Below are 23,346 nucleotides of genomic sequence, written 5' to 3'. Positions count from 1 at the left end.
CGCGGACGACGGCGCCCGCCCCCACCGGAGCGGGGACGGGCGCCGTCGGCAGAGCGGACGACTGTCAGTCGTCGCCCTGGAAGTAGCTCAGCAGGCGCAGGATCTCGATGTAGAGCCAGACCAGGCTGACCAGGATGCCGAACGCGGCCACCCAGGAGTAGCGCTGGGGCAGGCCCATCCGGACGCCGTCCTCGATCTCCTTGAAGCTGAGCACGAAGCTCAGCGACGCGACCACGATGCAGACCAGGCTGAAGCCGATGGCCAGCGGGCTGCCGTCACGCAGGCCCGTGTTGATGCCGAACAGCGCCAGCACCAGGTTGATCAGCATGACGGCCGCCAGGCCGACGATCGCCGAACTCACGACCTTGACGAACATCGGGGTGGCCCGGATGATCTTCGCCTTGTAGATCATCGTCATCACGAAGAAGATGCCGAAGCTCGCCACGGCGGCCTGGAGCACGATGCCGTCGTACGCCGACTCGAACGCCTTGCTGACCAGGCCGACGAAGACGCCCTCGACCACCGCGTACGCGATGACAAGCGCGGGGTTGGCCATCCGGGAGAACGAGATGATCAAGCCCAGGACCAGGCCGACCACTGCCGCGCCGATCCAGGCGGTGCTGACCAGCGCATCGGGCACGAGCACCCAGGCGGCCGCGGCGGTGATGCCGAGGATGCCGAGCAGCGCGACGGTCTTGACCACCACGTCGTCGACGGTCATGGGCGCCACGGCGGGCGGCGCGGCCGGGTAACCGGCCTGGGACGGGTACTGCTGGGGAATGCCGGGCTGTCCGTACGGCCCGGTCGGTGCGTACCCGGCGGAGCGCTCCCGCTCGGCCGCCTGGCCGAGCCGGGCGAGCACCGGGTTCGAGGTCTTCACTTTCTGGCCTCCCTCAGGGGGTCGTTTGCACGTGAACGTGCCCTCCAAGAGTAAACTGCCCAGCCCACTCCTGGTGATCACGAATGGGAACGCGCGGAGGCCGTGGCGGCTGGTGCCCGGGGCGGGGGTCGAACCCGCACGCCTTTCGGCAGCCGCTTTTAAGGCGGCCGTGTCTGCCTTTCCACCACCCGGGCGGGTGGCACCCGCGCGCCGACACGCACGGTGCAGTGTCACCGTAGCGGGTCGGCGGCGACCCGACGTACCCCGCCGGGCTGGCCACATTAGGGTCGATGCCGTGAGCAGCGCAGCCCCAACGGCCCCCGACGCCGCCCCTGACCAGGTCTTCCGCCTCGACGATCAGGTCATCCGCCGACCCCGGGCCGTTCGGCTGCTGGCCGCCGTCCGCAGTCACCGTACGGACCTGCTGATCGTGGTGGTCTGGGTGGCGCTGGCCGGCTGGCTGACCCACGGGCTGTGGCCCGACCCGGCTGGGCGGACGCTGGCGCTCAACCCCGAGGACCAGGCGCTCTACGAGTGGTTCCTGGCGGTCGACGCGCGAGCGTTGCTCGGCGACTTCCACCTGCTCACCGACCGGCTCAACGCCCCGGACGGTGTCAACCTGATGGCCAACACCACTGTCATCGCGCTCGGTGTCGTCTGCGCCCCGGTCACCCTCCTGCTCGGCGCGCCCACCACCTTCGCGCTGCTCGCCGCCGCCAACCTGGCCGGTACCGCCCTCGCCTGGTACCTGCTGTTCCACCGGACGCTTCGTGCCCACCGCCTCGCCGCCGCGCTCGGCGGCGGGTTGTGCGGCTTCGGACCGGGCATGATCTCGCAGTCCAACAGCCACCTGCACATGACGGCGCAGTGGCTGGTGCCGTTGATCGTCTGGCTGGTGGTCCGGCTGCTCCGCGCGTCCGACCCCGGCCCGACGACACCAGACGAGACCGGCCGCGCCCGGTCCGTCGGCCCGGACCGACGGCGGATGATCAGCTCCGCTGTCGGGCTGGCCGCGGCCGTCACCGCGCAGGTCTTCATCGGCGAGGAGGTCCTCTTCCTCTCCGCCCTCACACTGCTGGTGATGGCGATCAGCTACGCCGTCGCGGACCGCGACCTCGCCCGGCGGGCACTGCCCGGATTCGTCGGCGGGCTGGCGATCGCCGCCGGCCTGGCGCTGCTGGTGCTCGGCTACCCGCTGTGGTTCCAGTTCGCCGGCCCGCAGGGCGTCGCCGACGGGATGTTCAGCCCGGCCTACTTCTCGGCCGACCTCGGTAGCTGGTGGGCGGTCTCCCCGCTGTCGATCGCCGGCAGCGACGAGGCATCCCGGCTGACCACCGGCCCCGCCGAGTACAACACCTTCCTCGGCTGGCCGCTGCTGCTTGTCACCGCCGCCTGCGCGGTCTGGGCCGGCCGGCGGCGGCTGGTGCTCGCCTGCGTGGTGGCCGCGCTGGTCATGGGCGCACTCTCCCTCGGCCCGGAGGTGGTGCTCGGCGGCACCCGCACCGCGCTGCCCGGCCCGTACGCCCTGCTGGCCGGGTTGCCTGTGGTGGACGGCGCGCTGCCGATGCGGTTCGGCCTGGCGCTGCTTCCGATCGTGGCGACGCTGCTGGTCCTCGCCGTCGACCGGGCTCTGCGCGGCACCGGCCGGGCACGGCGGCTGGTGCCGCTGGCCGTCGTCGCAGCCCTGCTGCCGATCTTCCCGACCCCGCTGCCGACCGCCGAGCGGCCCGCCGTGCCGGAGTTCATCACCGGCGGGCACTGGCGGCAGTGCGTCCGCCCGGGCGGCGTGCTCGTCCCGGTGCCGCTGCCCACCCCCAAGGAACCGTGGCCGATGCGCTGGGCGGCCGCCGCCGACGCCGGGTTCGGCCTGCCCGAGGGGTTCTTCATCGGCCCGTACGGACGTCGCGGCACCGCCGCCATGGGCACCTTCAAGCAGCCCACCTCCGCCCTGCTGGCCGACGTCGCCCGCCGCGGCGACCAGCCGGCCATCGGCGACGAGCAGCGCCGGCAGGCCGCCCGGGACGTCGACTTCTGGGGCGCGTCCTGCGTGGCGCTCGCCGACGACGCGCCACACGCCGACAGCCTGCGGGCGACCCTGGAGCAGCTCTACGGTCCGGCCACCCGCATCGCCGACGCGTGGATCTGGCGGGTCTGACACCACCCGACACCACAGAGCACGAAAAGGCCCCTCCCGATCGGGAGGGGCCCTTTCCGTCAAGTTTGCTCAGACGCGCGGAGCGCCCACCGGCTGGGACGCCTCGACGAACTCCTCGCGCGGGTCGTGCAACTGACCCAGGGCGACGACCTCACGCTTGAGGAAGAACGCCAGCGACCAGTCCACCACCACGCGGACCTTGCGGTTGAACGACGGGATCCGGCTCATGTGGTACGTCCGGTGCATGAACCAGGCCGGCCAGCCGGTCATCTTGATGCCGTACACCTGGGCGACGCCCTTGTGCAGGCCCAGGCTGGCCACGCTGCCGACGTGCTTGTGCTTGTAGTTGACCGGTTCGCGACCCCGGATCACCGCAGCGATGTTGTCGGCCATCCGCGCCGCCTGACGCACCGCGTGCTGCGCGCTCGGCGAGCAGAAGTTGCCCGGCTCCTTGGTCAGGTCCGGTACGGCGGCGCAGTCACCGGCGCTCCACGCGCCCTCGATCACCTGGTCACCGTCGACCACCTGGAGCGTGGGGATGCAGGTGACCCGGCGGCGCTCGTCACGCGGGAAGTCCGTCGCGTCCAGCATCGGCGACGGCTTCACGCCTGCCGTCCAGACGATCGTGTCCGACCGGAAGCTGTCGCCGTCGGAGAGCTTGACCACCCCGTCGACGCAGGACTCCAGGCGGGTGTCCAGTCGGATGTCCATGTTGCGCTTGAGCAGCTGCTGCACCGTGTAGGCGCCCATGTCCCGGTCGACCTCGGGCAGGACCCGGTTGGTGGCCTCCACAAGCACCCAGCGCATGTCCTCCGGCTCGAGCTCCGGGTAGTAGCGCAGCGCGTCGCGGGCCATGTCCTCCATCTCGGCGAGCGCCTCGATGCCCGCGTAACCGCCACCGACGAACGTGAAGGTCAGCGCCGATCGGCGAACCTCCGGGTCCGGGGTCACGGCCGCGACGTCCAGCCGGTCCAGCACGTGGTTACGGAGGTAGATCGCCTCACCGATGGTCTTGAACCCGATGCCCTGCTCGTGCAGGCCCGGAATCGGCAGCGTCCGGGACACCGAACCCGGCGCGACGATCACGTGGTCGTACGCGATCTCCCGGGCCGGGCCGACGATCGGCTGCACGGTGGCCACCTTGCGGTCGTGCTCGACGCGCGTGACCGTCCCCGCCACCACCTTGCACCGGCGCAGCTCCCGCCGCAGCGGCACCACGGAATGCCGGGGGGAGATGTTTCCCGCCGCGGCCTCGGGCAGGAACGGCTGGTAGGTCATGTGGGGCTGGGGGTCCACGACGATGACCTCAGCCTCACGGGAGCTGAGCTTCTTTGACAGGCGCAGGGCCGCGTAGAGACCAACGTGCCCGGCACCCACCACAAGGATCCGCTTCGGATTCACGTCATCTATCTTTCCCCGCCCGGCTCAGGTAATCCCGCTCGCGCCCCCCATCTGTGACGGAACACAACCCCTGTGACCTGCGTAACCCTGCCGCCTCAGGGGTTCACCTACGCCGCAGCAGCCAACCCAGCAACGCGACGACACCCACCGCCACCAGCAGCCCCACCACGGTGACCCACTGATACCCGGCCTCCCCGCCCAGACCCGCCGCCTGCAACAGCAGCACCGCCAGCACGGCCGTGCCCAACAGCACCGCCCCCACCCGCAGCAGCCACCTGGTGACCAGCTCCGGATCCACCATCGCGTCGTAGGGCAGCAGTGCCGCCAGCGCGCACAGGGAGTGCCCCAGGTACAGCAGCGCGGCGACGGCGAGCAGCCGCCACAACGCCACAGGCCGGCCGTACCCGTCGGTGGCGAGCAACCAGCCACCGACCATGACCAGCGCCACGAAGGTCGGCCACAGCCGCCGCGGACCCATCGCGGGCAGCAGCGCGGCCACCGCCAGGAACAGCAGCGGCCGGCCGGTCAACACCTCGGCGGGAAACGCCAGCGCCAACCCGGCCAGCGCGGTGACGAAGATCGCGACCCGGACCATCAGCGGAACGGCGCTGATCCGGGCCACCGCCTCCTGGGCAGCCCGAACCCGCCCGGTGACCGCGTCGATCATCTCAGCTCACTCCTCGCGCTCACCGGGAACCGACCCTGGGGGCCGTGGCCAGCCGCGCCACGTCCCGCAGCACCTGGTCCAGGCTGCCCGCGCCGGCCCAGCGCACCACTGGCACGCCGTGCTCCCGGAGCTGCCCGATCATGGTTTCCCGATCCAGCCGCCACAGGCGGTACGCCACCTCGGCCCACCCCCGATCCTTCGGCGGCCTCAGGTTGGTCGGCAGCGTGTCGACAGCCACCACGAACCGGCCGGAGCGGGCCAGTCGCGCCAACATCTGCGCCGACCGCTCGTCCAGCAGCGGGGTGAGGACCACCACCAACGCGTCCGAGGAGAGCTGCTGCGGGCCGAAGACCTGGTCGTACGGCTCGTGCTGGGAGGCTTCGGCGCGCACGTCGAGCAGCCACTCCAGGACTGTGAGGTACTGCCGCCGACCGGTGGCCGCGCGCAACCGGCGGGCTCCCGGCCCGTACTCCACAAGTGACACCCGGTCGCCCCGGTGCAGGTAGTGCTCGGCGATCGCCGCCGTGGCCCGCACGGTGGTGTCCAGCACCGAGGCGGAGCCGTCCACCCCGCCGGAGCGCCCGGCCTCGGCGAGCACGTCGAGCAGCACCACCACCTCGGCGTCCCGGTCGGAGAGGGTGGCCGCCACGTGCAACTGCCGGGCGCGCAGCGACACCCGCCAGTCGACGCGGCGGAGCCGGTCGCCGGGGGCGAAGATCCGTACGCCGGCCAGTTCGCCGCCCTCACCGGGCCGGCGGGAGTGGTGCGCGCCGACCAGGCCGGCGGCGCGGGGCATCGCCTCCACCGCCTCGAAGGGTTCGGTACGCGGGTAGACCCGCACCCCGACCGGCTCGGTGAGCACCGCTCGGGAGACCAGCAGGCCACCCGCCGTGGCGACCCGCGCGCCGGCCGGGCCGACCGGGTGCCGACCCCACCGCAGAGCCCGGCCGGCCAGCTCCAGGTCCACCGCCGCGGCGGCGGGCACCGAGGTCACGAAAGGCCGATCGGCTGGCGAACGGCGGCCGCCGGCGGGCGTGCCGGCAGCGGGCGGGGCGTCGGCGGGCGGGGCGTCGGCGGGCGGGGCATCGTCGGCAGGGTCGGCGCCGGCGAAGCCGGCGCGCGTGATCCGCAGCCAGGGCGAGACCCGGGACCGCACCACCACGAGGTCGTAGTCGACCGCGTCCGGGTTGCCGACACTTACCGCGGCGGACACCTCGCCACCCTCGACGAGCGGCGCGTCGTCCCCGGCGGTGATCCAGACCTGCGGCAGCGTCGTGGGCCGGCGGCGCAACGCGTACGCGGTGCCCAGCGCGAACGGGGCCGCCAGCACGACGAGATCGACCCGCCCCAGCAGGACCCCCGCCACCAGCAACAGGCCGGCGAGCAGCACCGCGCGACCGAGCGCCGGGGTGGGCGCCCAGCCGGCTGTCGACTCCGGCTCGGTCGATGGCGGCACGGGCGCGGTCGGGCCGGTCATCAGCGCCGGAGCCCGCCGGCGGCGTAGCTGGGCAGCGCGCCACTGGCCGGGGCGGGCGTCGCCTCCAACACCTCACCCACCACGAAGGCCGGGTCGACGCGGCGCAGCCACATCTCCGGGCGCAGGGTGATCCGGTGGGCCAGGGCGGGCGCCGCCACCTCCTTGACGTCCTCCGGCACCACGTAGTCCCGGCCGCCGAACACCGCGCGCACCCGGGCCAGCAGCAGCAGCGCCAACGAGCCACGCGGCGAGGCGCCGACCAGCACCGACGGATGTTCCCGGGTGGCCGAGGTGAGGGACACGATGTACCGGCCGATGGAATCCTCCACCACCACGTCCTCCAGGGCGGCCTGCATCGCCCGCAGGGTGGCGGCGTCGACCACCGGTTTGATGTCCGCCTCCTCGCGGCGACGACCCATCCGCCGGCGCAGCACCTCCCACTCCTCCTCGTGCTCCGGATAGCCGAAGGAGACCCGCAGCAGGAACCGGTCCAGCTGCGCCTCGGGCAGCGGATAGGTGCCCTCGTACTCGATGGGGTTGGCGGTGGCCAGCACGTGGAACGGCTCGTCGAGCTTGTACGTCACGCCCTCCACCGAGACCTGCTTCTCCTGCATGGCCTCCAGCAGCGCGGACTGGGTCTTCGGCGGCGTCCGGTTGATCTCGTCGGCGAGGAGCAGGTTGGTGAAGACCGGCCCCGCCCGGAAGGTGAAGTCGCCGTTGCGCTGGTCGTAGAGGAAGGAGCCGGTGACGTCGGCGGGCAGCAGGTCCGGAGTGAACTGGAGCCGACGGAAATCCAACCCGAGCGCCTGGGCGAAGGAGCGCGCGGTGAGCGTCTTGCCCAGGCCGGGCAGGTCCTCCAGGAGCACGTGCCCGCCGGCCAGGATCCCGGCGAGGACCAGCTCCAACGCGTCCCGCTTGCCGACCACGACGGTGCCGACCGCGTCCAGGACGGCCCGGGCCAGGCGACCGACCTCGGCGGCGGACATGCTCCGGTCCACGTCGTTCATGAGATCTTCTCCAGTTCGGCGACGATCACCGCGAGATCGCGCGGCGACGGGGGGCGGCGGGGCGGGGATTCCAGGAACGTCCACAGCCGGTCACCCAGCAGGGCACGGGCGCGGGCCGGGTCCGACTCGCGGGTCACGCCGTGCTTCAGGCGCATCCGCTCGTCGGCCAGTTCCGCGAGCCGGGGCAGGATGACCCCGGTGAAGCGTTCGGGTCGCGTCGTCGACCAGTCCAGCGGGAGTTCCCAGCCGTTGATGGCGGCGCGCAGCGCGTCCCGGGCACCCCAGTTCCAGGTGCCCTCGTCGTACCGGGTGGTGGAGGACGGGCGGGACGTTGCCGGCGGCGGCGCCGCCAGGGCGGCGGCGATGCGGCGCACCGCGGACACCGCGAACACCCCGGCGACGAGGATCACCAGCGACACCTGCAGACCAACCGCCCGGAGGCCGACGACAAGCACGGCGACCAGGGCGGCGTTGCCGGCCAGGGCCCGGAGGACGCGCCCGGCCCGGCCAGGCTGGTGACGGTCGTCCTGCTTCGGCCGCTCCTCCTCGAAGGTGAGCAGGTCGTCGATGCTGGCGCTGCCGCTCACCGTTCCACCGTCCCCGGCCCGTTCATGACGGCACCTCGGGGGCACCCGTCGTCACGATTGTGAGTTCACCGCGGAGCCGCCGCAGCGCGGCGCGGGCCTGGTCACGGGTGCCCTCGTCGACCTCGCGCGTGGCGTACCGGGCCTCGCGGTAGACGTGCGCGAACTCGGCCAGCACGTCGGCGCTGACGATCGCCGGGACCCCTGTCGACGGGTCACCCCGCAGCAGCCGGGTGACCAGGTCGGTCGGGGTGTCGCCGAGCTGCCGGGGAACGCCGGCCACGGCGGCGGCCTCCTCCAGGCGTACCCAGCAGGCGATCACCGCGACGCGGGGGTCGGTGGCCTGGTCGTCCAGCTCGACCAGGCCGGCGTCCAGGGCGGCGACCACCTCGCGGGCGGTGCCCTCGGCCGTACGCCGGGCCCGCTGCGCCGGCAGCGCCCGTGAGGTGCGGCGCAGCGCGCCACGGAGCAGAATCCAGCTCAGGTAACCCAGCACCGCGAGGATGGCCAGCCCGAGCAGCACCATCGCCACGGTGGCGATCCACTGCGGGATGTGCGCCTGGGTGGCCTCGCCGGCGTCCCTCGGCTCGACGGGGATGGACGGCGGCGGCGACGGTGTGTCCGTCGGATACTCGGGAACCCAGGGCACGTTGTCCGCGGCGGGCGGGATCTGACTGGCGCCGATCGACGAGTGCGCCGAGGCCAGTGCGGCGGCCGCGAGCAGCGCCGTCACCGCACCCACCGGCCACCAGCGGCGCAGCAGGCCGAGCACCGGGCGGACCACACCCGACCCGGCGACCGGGGACGGCGTGGGCGGGCGTGTTCCGTTCGTCATCGCCACCACCCCACGCGTTCTCAGTCCACTTCGGCCAGCTGCTTGGCCCGGCCGAAGACATCGTCCAACATCCCCGGTGTCAGCCGCCCGGTGAAGGTGTTCTGCTGGCTGACGTGGTAGCAGCCGAGCAGCTCCGGCACGGCCGCGCCGGACCAGTGTGCCCCATGACCGAACGCCGGTCGCGGGCTGGGCGGGCGCTGCCCGTACACCTCGCGCAGCACCGGCCACCACGCGGCCCAGGCGAACGCGCCCAGCGCGACCACGACGCGCAGGGTGGGTCGGATCAGCGTGACCTCGCGGTGCAGCCAGGGCGCGCAGGTGTCCCGCTCGGCAGGCGTGGGCTTGTTGTCCGGCGGGGCGCAGCGGACGGCCGAGAAGATCCGCAGGTCCCGCAGTGTGAGCCCGTCGTCGGCGGCGACGCTTGTCGGCTGGTTCGCCAGCCCGGCCCGGTGCAGGGCCGCGAAGAGCACGTCGCCCGAGCGGTCGCCGGTGAAGATCCGGCCGGTGCGGTTGCCCCCGTGCGCGGCGGGCGCGAGCCCGAGGATGGCGATCCGCGCGTCGGCGGGGCCGAAGCCCGGCACCGGTCGACCCCAGTACTCCTGGTCGCGGAAGGAGGCCCGCCTGGTGCGGGCCACCTCCTCCCGCCAGCGGACCAGCCGGGGGCAGGCGAAACAGTCGCTGACGGCCGCGTCGAGGTCGGCCAGGTCGGTCGCCCGCGCGGCGCGGGCGACGACCTGGTCGGGGGTACGCGGCTCAGCCAAGTTTGGCCCGGAAGAGCTCAAGGGTGCGGGCCCAGGCGCTGGCGGCGGAACGCTGGTCGAACGCCTCCGGCCGGTCGTCGTTGAAGAACGCGTGCGAGGTGCCCGGGTAGTCGTAGAGCTGGCAGGTGCCGCCGGCCTCCTCGATGGCCCGGCGTGCGGTCTGCACACCCTCGGCGGTCGAGGTGCCGTCCTCTTCGGAGCAGTGGATGACTGCCGTCTTGCCGGCGTAGTCGACCCACTCGGAACGCATCGACTCCCACGGCAGCACCGGGTAGAAGCCTGCCGTGGCGACGATCCGCTCGGAGAGGGTCGCCGACCAGAGGGCCAGGCTGCCGCCGGCGCGGAACCCGACCGCGCCTACCTTGCCGGTGACCTCCGGCCGCCCCGCGAGGTAGTCGGCGGCGCCGGCGATGTCCTTCGCCGCCTCGTCCATCCGCATCGCCAGCAGCAGACGCTGCGCCTCGTCCGGCTCGCTCGTGGTCTCACCGTGGTGAAAGTCCGGGGCGAGGGCCACGAAGCCGGCCTCGGCGAACCGGTCCGCGACGGACCGGATGTGCGGGACGAGACCCCACCACTCCTGGATGACGATGACGGCGGGGCTGGTCGTGCCGCTGGCGGGTATCGCGAGATACCCCTCGCTCGTACCCCCGTTGCTGCGGTAGCTCACCATGTCGCCCATCGGCCGTCCTCCTAGCGGTCAGTCATCGTTGGCTGGTCGCCCAGTGGTCCTACGTGCCGGTAGCCTGCCATGCCGCGCCTCCCGTCGGGAAGACGCCGGAACAGTGGCATTTACCTCCTGTTCGCCGGGCGGTGACCGGGGGTATGCCGACGGCGGCGGGGAACGCTCCCCCGCCGCCGTCACCGGTGTCGCAGCCCGGTCAGACCTGTTCGGTCGAACCTTCGCTCAGGCCTTCTTGGTCAGGCAGAGCACGTAGCCCTTCTTGCCCGACTCGATGCTGTAGAAGACGTACCCCTCCTGGTCTTCCTTGAAGAACTCGTTGCAGGTGGTTTCGGCCTTGGCCTGGGCCTCGGTCTGCCCGTCGATCCGACCGACCACGCTGTACGCGGCGTCGGTGGAGGTGCACTCGACGACCTTTGCGCCGTCGACCTCCTCCTCCTTGTCACCCTTGATCTCGGGCAGCTCGGCGATGCAGTCGCCGGCCTTGGCGTCGGCCGTCTCGTCCTTGTTCAGGAAGTTGCCGATCGCCGCGCCGAGACCGAACTTCAGGCCGGCGACGACGAGGAACACGACGATCGCGCCGATGATGCCGAGCGCCTTCTTCCCGCCGGAGCTCTTCGCCTCCGGCTCGGCCGGGGGCGGCGTCTCGACGGCCGGCTGGGCGGGCGTCTCGACGGCCGGCTGCTGCGGCGCGGCGTCGGACGCGGGGGGCGGTGCGACCTGCTCTGACACGGGGGTTCCTTCCGAGGGGTGGATGAGCAGACGACACCGTAACGATCATTGATTTCCGGTGTCGTCCCGCTCGCCTCGTCCGTTCAGCTATTTCCCAGCATCGTGTGCATGATCTGGTTCACATCGCCCGTCAGCTCGTCGCGGTCGGGGTCGGGTCGCCACTCGGCGTGCCGCTCGGTGTCGCGCTCGGACTCGCCGGGGTCGACGTGGGTGTCGGGACCGCCCGGGTCTCGGCCGGCGCCGACGTGTCGGTCGGCTGCGGGCCGGTCGGCGCCGACGTCTCGGTCGGCTGCGGCCCGCTCGTCGGCCGGGCGGGCATGCCCGGGCCGCGCGGCCCGAAGGGCGCCCGATCCGGGCAGTACGGGTAAGCCCGCAGCACCGGATTGGCGTATGCCTCGGCGAGGTCGGCGCAGTCCGGATAGCCGAGTCGGATCGGATTGCCGTTCTCGTCGAAGAGCCGGGCGTTCTCCACCAGCCGGCCCTCGCTGTCGTAGACGAAGACGTCCCTGATCCGGTCGTACGGGTTGTCCACAGACGTGGGGTCGTAGCCGTAGTCGCCGTAGCGCATCCGGTCCTCGGCCTGCATCAGGGCGGACAGCGCGAACACCACAAGCACCGCGCTGCCGACCTGCAACGCCGACCGCGGCCAACGACTCAACTGACCGGATCGGCGACCCAGCCAGATCGAGGCGAGCACGAAACCGACAAGCATGATCAGACCGGCCAGCAGCTCACCACCGAACCGGGGCAGCAGACCGAAGCTGCCACCCGTGGTGATCACGGTGACCAGCATCGCCGCCAGGTAACCCCGCAGCACCCACCAACCCGGACGCAGCAGACGGAGGAAGTCGCTCGCCGTCGCGTACCCCAGGGGTGGGCCGAGCCGGGTGTCGATGGCCCGCAGCCGGCTGCGGGCCCGGACCATCGCGGTGGCGACCCGCTGGTCGAGGTTGCGGCCACCGCCCACGCCGACGCCGGCCGCGGCGCGCAGCTCGGCGGCGTACGTCTCCGGCTCGCCCAGCCGCTCGACGAGGGTGCCCTCGCCCTCGGCGGCGACCTCGGTGAGATGGTCGGCGAGATCCTCGGTCAGCTCGTCGCGCCGGTCGGGCGACAGGTCGGCCAGAGCGGCCCGGACCCGCGCCACGTAGTCGGTGATCTCCTGCTCCGTGACGGTCATGCCGCCAGCCCCCGATCGTCGAGCAGAGTGTCCATTGTGGTGGCGAACGAGCGCCAGAGCTTGCCGGAGCGGGTCAACTGGTCACGCCCGGCGGCGTTGAGTGAGTAGTACTTGCGGTGCGGGCCGGTCTCGCTCGGCACGACGTAGGTGGTGAGCAGGCCGGCGGCGAAGAGACGGCGCAGCGTGCCGTAGACCGAGGCGTCGCCGATCTCCTCCAGGCCGGCCTCGCGGAGCCGGCGCAGGATGTCGTAACCGTAGCCGTCCTCCTCCCGGAGGACGGCGAGGACGGCCAGATCGAGCACGCCCTTCAACAACTGTGTGGTGTCCACGCATTGCACACTAGTGCGCAATGCGAAGTAGCGTCAACGGTTCGCCCCCGAAACGCCTGGCGGGGGTCGGGCGGCTTGATCCACACGAGGTCGTCGATATCGGGGTGTCCGGGTGGCCCGGATACCGCGATATCGGCGATGTCGTGTCGATCAGGGGCCGGGGTGGCCTACTGGAGGCTCCAGGCGATGCCGTCGAGGATGTCGTGCTCCGAGGCGACCACCGAGGGCATCCCGGCCCGCTCCATGATCACGCGAAGCACGAGCGCGCCCGCCCCGATCACGTCGGCCCGGCCCGGGTGCATCACCGGAATCGCCAACCGCTGCGCGCCTGTCCGACCCAGCAGGTCCGCGGTCACCCGCGCCACCGCCTCGTACGACACCCGGGCGTGGTGGATGCGCTCCGGGTCGTACTCCTGGAGGTTCTGGGCGATGGCGACGACTGTGGTGACCGAGCCGGCGAGGCCGACCAGGGTGGCGGCCTCGCGGCCGGGCACCGCCGCGAGCGCCCGGTCCACGACGGCGGCGATGTCGGCCTGCGCGGCGGCGATCTGCGCGGCCGTCGGCGGGTCGTCCGACAGGTGCCGCTCGGTCATCCGGACGCAACCGATGTCCACGGAGATCGCCGACCGCACGCCTGCCGCCCGGTCACCGACCACGAACTCGGTGGAGCCGCCCCCGATGTCGACGACCAGGAACGGCTCTGACGCGTCGGCGGGCAGCCCGCGCACCGCGCCGGTGAACGACAGGCGGGCCTCCTCGTCGCCGCTGACCACCTCGGGCGCGACACCGAGGGTGCCCCGCACCATCTCGGTGAAGTCGTCGGCGTTGGCGGCGTCCCGGGAGGCCGAGGTGGCGCACATGCGGACCCGCTGCGCGCCCAACTTCTCGATGTCGGCGGCGTACGACGCCAGCGCCACACGCGTCCGCTCGATCGCCTCCGGCGCCAACCGCCCCGTCCGGTCGACGCCCTGCCCGAGCCGGACGATCTCCATCCGTCGGGTCACGTCGGTAAGCGGGGCCTGTGGCCCGGCCGACTCCTCGGGCAGGTCGGCGACCAGCAGTCGGATCGAGTTGGTCCCGCAGTCGATGGCCGCCACACGCGTCGTCACGCCGCAACCCTACGACAGCCCACCGTCGACACCCGGACGCACGCCCGCGCCTGTCGGCAGGCCGGCACCCAGCAGACCCGCGCCGAGTGGTGTCACGTGATGCCGGACCGTGCCGCCCTCCCGGTCGCTGACGACCAGACCGGCCTCCCGCAGCGCGGTGGCGTGCTCGGAGGCCGACGAGAGACTGACCCCGACCGACCGGGACAGCGCCGTTGTCGTCAGCCCGCCCTCGTCCGCGAGGCGCCGCAGCACGACCGCGCGCGTGGCACCGAGCAGTCGGCCGAGTGGGTCGCCCACCGGGGCGTCGGCGCGGATCGGCACCGGCGCCGGATAGACGAGGAGGATCGGCCGGCCCGGCTGGACAAGCACCCGGGGTCGGGGCCCGGCGAACGGGGATGGCAGCAGGATGATGCCGTGACCGCTTCCGATCACCTCCCCGTCCCACCAGGTCCGCACCTCAAGCACCGGCTCCCGCCACCTGATCGCCGGGTGCAGTCCCGCGAAGAGCCCGGCGACGCCGTGCTGGGCGAGCCGCTGACTGGCGAATGTCACCTGTTGGCGGTGCGTCGACACCAGATCGGGCCAGAGCGGCGCGAGCACCGTGTCGAACCAGGTACCCACGGCACCACGGAACAGGTCAAGCACCTCCGGGTCGGCCGCCGCGAACCGCCGCCGCAGCGGGGTGGCGACGACTCCGTCGTACGCCGCAGTGGTCTCGGCGCGGACCTGGCGTGCCGGGGTGGCCCGGATCGCCTCCAGACCTGCCGCAAGTGATTCCAGACCGTCGAAGGGCGTGACGAAGTCCGGCAGGCGCCCCCGCTCCGGCAGCAGGTGCCGCAGGACGGCGGTGGCGGTCTGGGCCGCACCCGTCCTCTCGACAGCCGTCGCCCGCTCGGCGAGCGCCGGCGCCATCGCCGCGACAGTCGGGTCGCGCAGCCACTGACCGGCAAGCAGCGCCGTCCCGACCGGATGCAGCCGTTCGCCGAACCGCACCCGGCAGAGGTCTGCCGGCCCGAGCTGGAGGCGAAGCATGGGAGACAGCCTGCCCGCCTTCGGCCAGGACCGAAAGGGTTGATGCGCGGGCCAGGCCCATCCAGTGTGGACGGCGGGGTCGACGGGGGGGTGGCCGGCGTGCGGCGAATGGTGGCGGTGTTGACGGGGCTCTGCCTCCTTGTCATGGCGGCGGGTTGTGAGCGGGGGCAGCCCTCGTCGGCCCCCTCCGCGCCGGGCGAACGCCCGGCGCCGGGCGACCACCAGCTCACCCTGAAGCACAACGGGCTCGACCGCGCCTACCTGCTGCACGCCCCGCCCGGCTACGACCCGAGCCGACCGTCCGCGCTGATCATCGGGCTGCACTTCTACCCCGGGTCGGGATACCTGGTGCGGGACCTGGCGGGCCTGGAAGCCAGGGCCGACAAGGACAACGTCCTGGTCGCCTACCCGGACGGGCTGGACGGTGGTTACAACGCGCTGTCCTGCTGCGGCAACGCGGACGACGTCGGCTTCCTCAGCGCCCTCACCGACCACCTGGTGCAGACCTGGCGGGCGGACCCCAACCGGGTCTTTCTCACAGGCATCTCCAACGGCGGCGACATGAGCTTCCGGGCCGCTGTGGAGGCGACCGGCAGGTACGCCGCGATCGGAGTGGTCAGCGGCGGCTTCAGCGGGTCACTGACCACGAACGAGAGCTACGTGCCGAAGTCGCCCGTCTCCGTGATCACCTTCATCGGCGGTCAGGACGAGGCCGCTCCGAGATTCCAGACAGGCATCAAGACCTGGCAGCAACGGCTGCGGTGCACACCGGCGTCGAAGGCGTCCGGGGTGCCGAGGGTGACGCGGACCGAGGCGCGGTGCGCGGACGGCAGCGAGGTAAGCGTCTACACCATCGCCGACATGGGCCACAGCTGGCCGGGGGCGACCTCCGGTCAGCTCGCCGCGCCCGCCGCGGGTGTTTCGGCCACCGACCTGATCCTGGACTTCTTCACCAGCCATCCCCGCCGCACGTGAGCTACAGGCGCAGCAGCATCCGGGTGTTGCCAAGCGTGTTCGGCTTGACCCGTTCCAGGTCCAGGAACTGCGCGACACCCTCGTCGTACGAACGCAGCAACTGCTCGTAGACCGGCTGCGGCACCGGAGCGCCGTCGATCTCGCGGAAGCCGAACGAGCCGAAGAACCGGGTCTCGAAGGTGAGCGCGAAGATCCGCGCCACACCCAGCTCCCGGGCCGCGTCGATCAGCTCACCCACCAGCCGGCGCCCGATCCGCTGGCCATGACAGGACGGGTCGACGGCGACCGTGCGGATCTCGGCCAGGTCCTCCCACATCACGTGCAACGCCCCGCAGCCCACCACGACGCCGTCGTCGGGCCGGACCGCCACCCGGAACTCCTGCACGTCCTCGTAGAGGGTGACGGTGGCCTTGCTCAGCAACCGTCGGTCGTCGGTGTACGTGTCGACCAACCGGCGGATGCCCCGCACATCCTCGGTGCGGGCCCGCCGCACCAGGATCCGCCCCTCGGCCTGCGTGGTCATTCCGTGGGGGACACGTCGACGCACGGGCCGCTCGCCCACCAGGGCTCGACAAGCGCCAACGTCTCGTCACCGAACGGGTTCACGCCGGGGCCGGCGCCCAGGGCGTGGCCGAGGTGCACGTGCAGGCACTTCACCCGGCCCGGCATCCCACCGGCGGAGATGCCCGCGATCTCCGGCACCTCACCGACCGCCTCCCGGCGGGCCAGGTAGTCCTCGTGCGCTGCCCGGTAGTGGGCGGCCAGCTCCGGATCCGTCGACAGCCGGTCGGCCATCTCCTTCATCAGCCCGGCCGACTCCAGCCGGCTGCACGCTGCGGTGGCCCGGGGGCAGGTCAGGTAGTACAGCGTCGGGAACGGGGTGCCGTCGGCGAGGCGGGGTGTCGTCTCCACCACGTCGGGCAGGCCGCACGGGCAGCGGTGGGCCACCGCCCGGGTGCCCCGGGGCGTCCGGCCGAGCTGCGCCGCCACCACGGCCAGGTCGGCCTCGGTGGCCGGCTCCCGCTGCGGCAGGGGTACGGAATCCGCCGCCGACTCCGGCGGTGGTGCGACAGTCACGGTGCTCGTCTCTCCTGGTGTGCTGGTCGGTGGCTCACTTGCCCGGTTGCTGGCTGTCCGCTGCCCGCACACTCGACCAGAGCGTGTCGTACCAGGTCGTCGGACCGGCCGGGGCGGCCGAGCCGGGCGATTTCCCGGCGTCGCGGGCGGCGCCCTCCGGGTCGTTCAGCACCACCATCATCTTCTCGCCCGGCCGGCCCATGAAGAACCGCTCCCGAACCTGCGTGGTGATGTACTCGTCGTCCTGCCACTTGGCCGCTTCCGCGGCCAGCTTGGCGATCTCCTCCTCCTGCGCCGCCTGGGCGGCCTCCATCCGCTCGATGTCGGCCTGCTGGTCCAGGTAGACGCGCACCGGGTAGGTGTACGCAAGGGCGAGCGCGATAAGCACCGCGCAGAGCACCGTGGCCCGGCCGGTGAAGCGACGGGGATGGGGTGCGGCGAGGCGCTTCACGGCGCCGCCCGAGGCCGTACGCCGGGCAGCCGCCGGACGGTTCGCGGAACGTACGCCCTCGGCGCCCCGGACCGCGCCCGGCGCCCGACCGGCGGCGCCGCGCGGTTCGGCGCGTACGCCGGCGTCCCGGAGCGCACCGCGGGTGGTCCGGCCAGCACCCGGCCGGCCGGCCTGACCAGGTCGGCGGGCGGGACGTTGACCACCCGGTGTGCGGCGCTGCATCGTCACACCCCTCCCCCGAGGCTACGAGTGTTGCCGAGTTCGTCGGGAAGCCCCAGGGCCGCTGCGGGGCTTCCCGACAATCTCTCAGGCCGAACGGTAACGCGGGAACGCGCCCGCGCCCGCGTAGCGCGCCGCGTCGGCCAGCTCCTCCTCGATCCGGAGCAGCTGGTTGTACTTCGCGACGCGGTCCGAGCGGGCCGGCGCGCCGGTCTTGATCTGGCCGCAGCCGGTGGCCACCGCCAGGTCGGCGATTGTGGTGTCCTCGGTCTCGCCGGAGCGGTGGCTCATCATGCACTTGAAGCCGGCCCGGTGGGCCAGGTCCACCGCGTCCAGGGTCTCGGTGAGCGAACCGATCTGGTTGACCTTGACCAGGACCGCGTTTGCCGCCTTCTCCGCGATGCCGCGGGCGATGCGCTGCGGGTTGGTCACGAACAGGTCGTCGCCGACGATCTGCACCCGGTCGCCGATCGACGCGGTGAGCGTCTGCCAGCCGGTCCAGTCGTCCTCCGCCAGCGGGTCCTCGATCGACACGATCGGGTAGTCACCGGCCAGCTTGGTGTAGTAGTTGCTCATCTCCTCGGCGGACTTCGCGGCGCCCTCGAAGGTGTAGGTGCCGTTGTCGAAGAACTCCGTGGCCGCCACGTCGAGGGCGAACACGATGTCGGTGCCGAGCCGGTAACCGGCCTTCTCGACCGCCTCGGAGATCAGGTCCAGGGCAGCCGCGTTTGTCGGCAGGTTCGGGGCGAAGCCACCCTCGTCGCCGAGCCCGGTCGACAGGCCCTTCTTCTTCAGCACCGACTTCAGCGCGTGGTAGACCTCCGCGCCCGAGCGCAGCGCCTCGCGGAAGGTGGGCGCACCGATCGGCGCGACCATGAACTCCTGGATGTCGACGTTGGAGTCGGCGTGCGCCCCACCGTTGAGGATGTTCATCATCGGCACCGGCAGCAGGTGCGCGTTCGGGCCGCCAAGGTAGCGGAAGAGGCTCAGCTCGGCACTGCCGGCAGCCGCCTTCGCCACCGCCAGGGAGACCCCGAGGATGGCGTTCGCGCCCAGCTCCGACTTGCTGTCGGTGCCGTCGATGTCGAGCATCTTCTGGTCGATGAGCCGCTGCTCGCTGGCCTCGTACCCGATGATCTGGTCGACGATCTTGTCTTCGACGTTGGAGACCGCCTTCTCCACGCCCTTGCCCTGGTAGCGGTCGGCGTCACCGTCGCGCAGCTCGATCGCTTCGAACGCGCCGGTGGAGGCGCCGGAGGGCACTGCGGCGCGGGCCACCGTGCCGTCGTCCAGGCCGACCTCGACCTCGACCGTCGGGTTGCCCCGCGAGTCGAGAATCTCCCGGGCGACGATTCCCTCGATGGTTGCCACTGAGTCGCTCCTCGTTGTTGTGATCCGGTCCGTGGGTGGGCCGCGACGGTGCGGCTGAGGCAGGTGTTGAACGCAGCGTATCGGGCGGCGGGATCGGGCACGGCGTCGCCCGCGCACCCGAGTCGCCCCGCGTTGACGGACATTCCCGGATTTCCGGGCGTCAACCGGCAACGGGTTTGCGCTGCGCCGACTTGATCCACCAGGCTGGTCGGCATGCCCGCCGCCTCGACCACCCTCCGCATGCTCGCCGTGTCGGTCATCGCGTCGCTCACGGTCACCGGCTGTCAGACTTTCGAGGACGCCGGAAGCGCCATGGGTCGCTCGGATCTCGTCAACGACCTCGCCGCGCGCCTCGACCGGGCGTTGGAGTTGACCTACTCGGCCGACTACCAACTGCCCGGCGGCCAGACCGCAGCGATCGTGCAGGCGCAGGATCCGGCCCGCTCCGCCTACACCTACCCGGGTGGGCGGCTCACCGTCACCCCGGACGCCGTCACCCGCTGCACGACCACCAACGGTCGGACGGCGTGCACACTCGTCGCGCCACCCACCCCCGGCAGCAAGCCCACCGTGGCGCTGTTCACCGAGGCCAACCAGCAGGGGCTCGTCACCCCACCGGTGGTGGTCGGGCTGCTGACCGCCGCCGCGCTCGACCCACAGGCGGTGATCAAGCAGAGCGACACCACAGTCGCGGGGCACCACGCCGCCTGCGTCGAGGTGCAGCGCTCGGACGGCGACTTCAGCGCCTGCGTGACCACCGAGGGCGTGCTCGGCAGCTTCCTCGGCTCGGTCGACGGCAAACCGATGGAGCTGGCGTTGAGCAGCTACTCCGAGACGGTGGAGAAGAACGCGTTCGACCCGCCCGCCGGGGCCGGCGTGGTGGACCGCCGACCGGGCGGCTCCTGACGCCTGCTCAGATGCCCAGCAGCGTGCGCAGGTGGCGCGGTGGTGGGCAGTCCTGGGCGAGCATCGCGTCGTGCCAGTCACGCACCGACACCCCGTCCGGGCGGGCCCCGGCGATCTCGGCCACCTCGCTGTACCCCACGAAGTAGGTGGAGAGCTGCGTCGAGGTGAGCAGCGACCGGCGCCACTTGCCGGCGGCCTCGCCCTCCTCCTGGAAGCCCCGCCCGGTCATCAACGCCATCGCCTCGGCCTCGGGCAGCTCCTCGGCGTGCACCAACTGGTCGAGCAGCGCGTTGATTGTCATGCGGAGCTGCATCTTGAGCTGCTGCAACCGCACCGGCAGGCCACCGAAGCCGAGCCCGGCCATCAACTCCTCGGCGTACACCGCCCAGCCCTCGACGAACGGGCCGGACCGGGCCAGTGCCCGCGCCCGCGTACCGCCGACGTGCCGCCGGGCGTGGGCGAGCTGGAGGAAGTGGCCGGGCATCGCCTCGTGCACTGTCAGGTTGCGGACCATGTGATCGTTGTATTCGCGATAGAAGGAGTCCACGCGCCGCGCCGACCAGTCCGCCGGGGTGGGCGCGATGCAGTAGAAGGTCGGCACCGGGGCGGTCTCCAGCGGGCCGGGCGAGTCGCAGTACGCCACCGCCACGCCCCGCGCGAACTCCGGCATCTCCTGGATCACGCACCTGTCGTCGACAAGAGTGACCAGGTCGTGGGTGCGGACGAAGTCGGTCGCCTCGTCCAGGGTCACCCCGGCCAGCTCGACGATCGTCGAGTTGTCCGGGTGCTCGGCGGCCAGCACGTCAAGCGCCCGGCGTACCGTCGCGTCGTCGGCCGGCCCACCGACCAGCTCGACGGCCGCCGCACGGATCTCGGCGGTCACCCGGTCCAGGTTGGCCCAGGCGCGGCGCTGGATCTCGGCGGCCCCCAGCTCGGTGTCGAGGGTGTGCCAGAGCCGCGCCTCCCAGCGGCGACGGCCCAGTCGCGGGTCGCGGCCGGGGCCCGCGTCGGCGGCCAGGCCGGCACGCAGCCAGGCGACGAACTCGTCAAGCGCGGCGATCGCGGCGGTGGCCGCCGGCTCGACCTCGTCGAGGCCGCCCGGCGCCTGGGCGATCAGCCCCGGCAGCTCGTCGCGGATCAGCGCGGCCGTGCCGGTGAACTGCCCGACCGCCGTCTCGGCGTGGATCCGCGGCATGTCCCGCAGCGTCGCGCGGGCGGTGGCGAGGGCATCCGGTACGGCGGCGAGCCGGCCGGCCAACTGCGTCAACCGCACCTCGGCCGGGGCGTACGGGCGGGCCAGCAACGGGTGCAGCAGCGGGCCGGGGTTGTGGTGCAGCGGGTCCCACTCGTGCGACCGGATCTCGGTCAGCTCGAACAGCTCCCGGTCCACGAATGAGGTGAGCAGCGCGTGATCGACCTGTTCGTCGACGTCGAGCGAGTCGGGGTCCAGTTCGGACAAAGCGTTCGCCGCGTCGGAGAGCATCACCCGGTCGGCGGCAACCGCGTCGACGGAGAAATCCGGAAGCCGAGAGTCGAACCGATGATCCCCGGCAGCGGTGGCGACCCCAGGCCGCGACTCCAGCAGTGCCTCGACAACCCGCTCCGCAAGTACCCCGAACTCCTCCACCAACCCACCCTACCGATCCCTCCGCGCCCACCTCGGTGATCAAGAGCTTTGCGTCACTCCCGGGCCGGATTCTGACCCAAACCTCTTGATCACCGCGGGTCGGCGGGGGTCGGTGGGGGTTGGTGGGGGTCAGCGGGGGTCGGTGGGTGGCTTTTCGGCGGCCCGGATTGCTTCGGCGTGGGCCAGGGTTGTTCGGCGGAGGGCCGATTCCGGGTCGATGCCCTCTTTGCGGGCGGCGACCACGGTGGCCAGCAGGCTTGCGCCCAGTTTCGCTTCGGGATCCGTCTGCGTTTCGGGCGGCGGAGGGGGGACCTCGATGCCGTTGCGGGCTGCGCGGTCCAGGATCTGCGCGGCCAGGGCCAGGGCGGGTTGGCTGAACGCCACACCGTCCAGGACGGAATCGCGCGCCTTCTCGGCCCGCTTGATCCGCTCCCAGTTGGCGGTGATCTCGTCCAGCGTGCCCGCCTGGGCGCCGGCGAAGACGTGCGGATTGCGCCGGATCATCTTGTCGACCAGGCCACCCGCCACGTCGTCGATGGTCCACCGCTCGCCCTCGGGCAGCTCCTCCGCGAGCCGGGCATGCAGGACCACCTGCAACAGCACGTCGCCCAACTCCTCACGCAGCGAGTCGGTGTCGTCCGCGATCATCGCGTCGTACGCCTCGTAGCTCTCCTCCAGCAGGTAGCCCGCGAGGCTGCGGTGCGTCTGCGCCCGCTTCCACGGGTCGCCACCCGGCGAGGCCAGCCGGTCCAGCACGGCCACCGCGTCGAGCAGCCGGGCCCCCGGCGGGTCCCACGAGCCGTACATCAGCTCCAACTCGGCCAGCCCCGGCTCCCGGGCCAGCCGCAGACCGAGCCTCCGGGCCAGCGACTCGTCACCGGCCGGGCCGGCCAACCAGACCGCCGCGCCGTGCGCCGCCACCGTGTCGAGCAGCGGCTGTGTCGCCGGGCCGTCCACGACTGTCACCTCGGCGCCCGCCTGACGCACGGCCGTCGTCAACTCGCTCTCCGCGCCCGTCAGGACCGGATGCTGGCGTACGACGTCCCAGGCGGCCGAGGTCAGCAGGCCGGCCGGCAAGCGGGGTGAGGTGACAAGCAGGACGATCCGTGCCGTCATGCTCAGCTGGCCGTGCCCTCGGCGTCCGGGCTCCCGCTCGACGGCGTCGCGTCCGGGGTGGAGACGTCGGTGACCGTGCCGGAACCCGCCTCGCCCAGCGGAACGCTGACCGCGGGAGCGTTGCCCTCGAAGGTCAGCACCGGGAACTCAAGCGGCCGGTACCGGGGGTTGACCGTCACGTCGTAGCTCTTGACCGCCTCGACAAGCGACCTGCGCGTCGCGAGCGCGGCGCGCAACTGATCGCGCGACTGCTCGCCGTCGAGCTGACTGGCGGCGTCCTCGTCGCTCACGTTGGCCGGAATCTTGGCCGCCTTGCGACCCGCCGCGATCACGTCGGCCAACTCCTCGTCGGTCGGGGCGACCGCCTCGCCGGCCGGCACCCCGGACAGGCAGGTGTAGAGCTCGGCGACCGAGCGCACGTACCGGGTGCCCGGCGCGAGCCCGAACTGCTGGGCCGCCTGCTCGGGCGACACCTGGGCGCGCGGCTGGTAGTTCTTCTCCTTCGACACCCGCGCGCACACCTCGCCCAGCACCAGCACGCTGGCCACCTGGGCCGGGCCGGGCAGGGGCGGCTGCGCGGCGGCGGACGGGTCCTCCGCCGGGGGCGTCGGGTTGTTAGCCCGCAGGTCGTCCAGCACGGCGGTGACCGCATCCTCGGTGATGCGGTGGTCCCCGACGTAGGCGGCGACACCGGGCTCGGCACGGCAACCGGAGAGGGCGACGATGCCGACCGCCACGGTGGCGACGGCGACAAGACGGCGAGCACGCATGACCGTCAC

24 protein-coding genes and 1 tRNA gene are annotated in these 23,346 nt (G+C 72.3%); 3 read left to right on the top strand and 22 right to left on the bottom strand.

What is annotated here, in order from left to right; translation table 11 throughout:
• Nucleotides 1–64 precede the first annotated feature (64 nt).
• Both OOJ91_RS26010 and OOJ91_RS26005 read right to left on the bottom strand, forming a co-directional pair.
• On the bottom strand, nt 65–880 hold the full coding sequence (locus OOJ91_RS26010; protein WP_266248965.1) for a Bax inhibitor-1/YccA family protein: 816 nt from the start codon (nt 878–880) through the stop codon (nt 65–67).
• A gap of 110 nt (nt 881–990) precedes the next feature.
• Nucleotides 991–1,074, bottom strand: a tRNA-Leu gene (locus OOJ91_RS26005).
• Nucleotides 1,075–1,175: 101 nt separating this feature from the next.
• Here OOJ91_RS26005 and OOJ91_RS26000 point away from each other — a divergent pair.
• A complete protein-coding gene (locus tag OOJ91_RS26000; RefSeq protein ID WP_266248963.1) occupies nt 1,176–3,035 on the top strand; it encodes a hypothetical protein in 1,860 nt (619 codons plus the stop codon).
• Between the two features lie 69 nt (nt 3,036–3,104).
• Here OOJ91_RS26000 and OOJ91_RS25995 read toward each other — a convergent pair whose 3' ends face one another.
• The 13 genes from OOJ91_RS25995 to OOJ91_RS25935 form a co-directional block, all read right to left on the bottom strand.
• Entirely contained in the window at nt 3,105–4,436 is a 1,332-nt protein-coding gene (locus tag OOJ91_RS25995) for an NAD(P)/FAD-dependent oxidoreductase (RefSeq protein ID WP_266248962.1), read from the bottom strand.
• Between the two features lie 103 nt (nt 4,437–4,539).
• Nucleotides 4,540–5,100 carry a hypothetical protein gene (locus OOJ91_RS25990; protein WP_439117129.1) on the bottom strand — a complete coding sequence of 187 codons (561 nt, stop codon included), beginning with the start codon at nt 5,098–5,100 and terminating at the stop codon, nt 4,540–4,542.
• Between the two features lie 22 nt (nt 5,101–5,122).
• Nucleotides 5,123–6,580, bottom strand: a complete 1,458-nt coding sequence (locus OOJ91_RS25985) for a DUF58 domain-containing protein (protein WP_266248960.1) — start codon at nt 6,578–6,580, stop codon at nt 5,123–5,125.
• On the bottom strand, nt 6,580–7,587 hold the full coding sequence (locus tag OOJ91_RS25980; RefSeq protein WP_266248958.1) for an AAA family ATPase: 1,008 nt from the start codon (nt 7,585–7,587) through the stop codon (nt 6,580–6,582). Before OOJ91_RS25980 ends, OOJ91_RS25985 begins: the two co-directional genes overlap by 1 nt.
• Complete coding sequence (locus tag OOJ91_RS25975) at nt 7,584–8,174, bottom strand: hypothetical protein (RefSeq protein WP_266248957.1); 591 nt, start codon at nt 8,172–8,174, stop codon at nt 7,584–7,586. The genes OOJ91_RS25980 and OOJ91_RS25975 overlap by 4 nt, the downstream gene beginning before the upstream one ends.
• Nucleotides 8,175–8,196: 22 nt before the next feature.
• A complete protein-coding gene (locus tag OOJ91_RS25970; protein WP_439117108.1) occupies nt 8,197–9,006 on the bottom strand; it encodes a DUF4129 domain-containing protein in 810 nt (269 codons plus the stop codon).
• Nucleotides 9,007–9,026: 20 nt separating this feature from the next.
• Nucleotides 9,027–9,767, bottom strand: a complete 741-nt coding sequence (locus tag OOJ91_RS25965; RefSeq protein WP_323178571.1) for a uracil-DNA glycosylase — start codon at nt 9,765–9,767, stop codon at nt 9,027–9,029.
• On the bottom strand, nt 9,760–10,446 hold the full coding sequence (locus OOJ91_RS25960) for a dienelactone hydrolase family protein (protein ID WP_266248956.1): 687 nt from the start codon (nt 10,444–10,446) through the stop codon (nt 9,760–9,762). The genes OOJ91_RS25965 and OOJ91_RS25960 overlap by 8 nt, the downstream gene beginning before the upstream one ends.
• Nucleotides 10,447–10,671: 225 nt before the next feature.
• Complete coding sequence (locus tag OOJ91_RS25955; RefSeq protein WP_266248955.1) at nt 10,672–11,178, bottom strand: LppU/SCO3897 family protein; 507 nt, start codon at nt 11,176–11,178, stop codon at nt 10,672–10,674.
• Between the two features lie 130 nt (nt 11,179–11,308).
• The gene (locus OOJ91_RS25950) at nt 11,309–12,355 is read right to left on the bottom strand and encodes an HAAS signaling domain-containing protein (protein ID WP_266248953.1); all 1,047 of its coding nucleotides are present in this window, start codon (nt 12,353–12,355) and stop codon (nt 11,309–11,311) included.
• A complete protein-coding gene (locus tag OOJ91_RS25945) occupies nt 12,352–12,684 on the bottom strand; it encodes a PadR family transcriptional regulator (protein ID WP_007455685.1) in 333 nt (110 codons plus the stop codon). The genes OOJ91_RS25950 and OOJ91_RS25945 overlap by 4 nt, the downstream gene beginning before the upstream one ends.
• Before the next feature lie 167 nt (nt 12,685–12,851).
• The gene (locus OOJ91_RS25940; protein WP_266249864.1) at nt 12,852–13,781 is read right to left on the bottom strand and encodes a Ppx/GppA phosphatase family protein; all 930 of its coding nucleotides are present in this window, start codon (nt 13,779–13,781) and stop codon (nt 12,852–12,854) included.
• Nucleotides 13,782–13,802: 21 nt separating this feature from the next.
• Nucleotides 13,803–14,825: an ArsR/SmtB family transcription factor gene (locus OOJ91_RS25935; RefSeq protein ID WP_266248950.1), complete on the bottom strand. Its 1,023-nt coding sequence runs from the start codon at nt 14,823–14,825 to the stop codon at nt 13,803–13,805.
• A gap of 108 nt (nt 14,826–14,933) precedes the next feature.
• Between OOJ91_RS25935 and OOJ91_RS25930 the strand changes: the two genes are divergently transcribed.
• Nucleotides 14,934–15,800, top strand: a complete 867-nt coding sequence (locus OOJ91_RS25930; RefSeq protein WP_266249863.1) for an alpha/beta hydrolase family esterase — start codon at nt 14,934–14,936, stop codon at nt 15,798–15,800.
• A gap of 1 nt (nt 15,801) precedes the next feature.
• Here the strand turns inward: OOJ91_RS25930 and OOJ91_RS25925 are convergent, their stop codons facing one another.
• From OOJ91_RS25925 to eno, 4 genes are all read right to left on the bottom strand, one after another.
• Nucleotides 15,802–16,323: an amino-acid N-acetyltransferase gene (locus OOJ91_RS25925; protein WP_266248948.1), complete on the bottom strand. Its 522-nt coding sequence runs from the start codon at nt 16,321–16,323 to the stop codon at nt 15,802–15,804.
• Nucleotides 16,320–16,877: a DUF501 domain-containing protein gene (locus OOJ91_RS25920; protein ID WP_266248946.1), complete on the bottom strand. Its 558-nt coding sequence runs from the start codon at nt 16,875–16,877 to the stop codon at nt 16,320–16,322. Before OOJ91_RS25920 ends, OOJ91_RS25925 begins: the two co-directional genes overlap by 4 nt.
• A gap of 34 nt (nt 16,878–16,911) precedes the next feature.
• Nucleotides 16,912–17,550, bottom strand: coding sequence for an FtsB family cell division protein (locus tag OOJ91_RS25915; RefSeq protein WP_266248945.1), 639 nt, complete (start codon nt 17,548–17,550; stop codon nt 16,912–16,914).
• Nucleotides 17,551–17,634: 84 nt separating this feature from the next.
• Nucleotides 17,635–18,918 carry a phosphopyruvate hydratase gene (gene eno / locus OOJ91_RS25910; protein ID WP_007455677.1) on the bottom strand — a complete coding sequence of 428 codons (1,284 nt, stop codon included), beginning with the start codon at nt 18,916–18,918 and terminating at the stop codon, nt 17,635–17,637.
• A gap of 213 nt (nt 18,919–19,131) precedes the next feature.
• Here eno and OOJ91_RS25905 point away from each other — a divergent pair, with 213 nt between their 5' ends.
• Nucleotides 19,132–19,824, top strand: coding sequence for a hypothetical protein (locus tag OOJ91_RS25905; protein ID WP_266248944.1), 693 nt, complete (start codon nt 19,132–19,134; stop codon nt 19,822–19,824).
• 7 nt (nt 19,825–19,831) lie between these two features.
• On the opposite strand, the gene OOJ91_RS25900 is transcribed toward OOJ91_RS25905, so the two are convergent.
• The 3 genes from OOJ91_RS25900 to OOJ91_RS25890 form a co-directional block, all read right to left on the bottom strand.
• Complete coding sequence (locus OOJ91_RS25900; protein WP_266248942.1) at nt 19,832–21,451, bottom strand: DUF885 domain-containing protein; 1,620 nt, start codon at nt 21,449–21,451, stop codon at nt 19,832–19,834.
• 129 nt (nt 21,452–21,580) lie between these two features.
• The gene (locus OOJ91_RS25895) at nt 21,581–22,567 is read right to left on the bottom strand and encodes a nucleoside triphosphate pyrophosphohydrolase (RefSeq protein WP_266248940.1); all 987 of its coding nucleotides are present in this window, start codon (nt 22,565–22,567) and stop codon (nt 21,581–21,583) included.
• 2 nt (nt 22,568–22,569) lie between these two features.
• Nucleotides 22,570–23,337: a hypothetical protein gene (locus OOJ91_RS25890; protein WP_266248939.1), complete on the bottom strand. Its 768-nt coding sequence runs from the start codon at nt 23,335–23,337 to the stop codon at nt 22,570–22,572.
• Between the last annotated feature and the right edge of the window lie 9 nt (nt 23,338–23,346).

The sequence above is a fragment of the Micromonospora lupini genome (assembly GCF_026342015.1).
Taxonomy (GTDB): Bacteria; Actinomycetota; Actinomycetes; order Mycobacteriales; family Micromonosporaceae; genus Micromonospora; species Micromonospora lupini_B.
This window is presented reverse-complemented; position numbering and strand designations above follow the sequence as displayed.